A 283-nucleotide genomic window follows, 5' to 3' on the forward strand; every position below is an offset into this window, starting at 1 on the left:
ACGGTAACCGGAACCGTATATAACGATGAAGATGGTGATGGAACACAAAACGGAACAGAAACGGGATTCACTTCTCCAGTAACGGTATTTGCAGATTTAGATGGCAATGGTGTATTAGACGCAGGAGAGCCAACAGCAACAGCAGCAACAGACGGAACCTATACTATAGAAGGAGTGCCAGCAGGAACAGTTGATATCGTAGTAGATACAACTACTTTACCAACAGGATCGACATTAACAGATGGAACAGAGCCAACCGAAGTAACGGTACCAGTAAGTGGAA

At 44.5% G+C, this 283-nt stretch carries 1 protein-coding gene; it reads left to right on the forward strand.

Going from position 1 to position 283, the window contains the following annotated elements; all coding sequences use genetic code 11:
* The coding region (locus ACVCZW_RS13265) for a hypothetical protein (RefSeq protein ID WP_452232643.1) at positions 1-283 on the forward strand (283 nt) is incomplete at both ends.

The organism is Lacinutrix sp. MEBiC02595 (assembly GCF_053601555.1).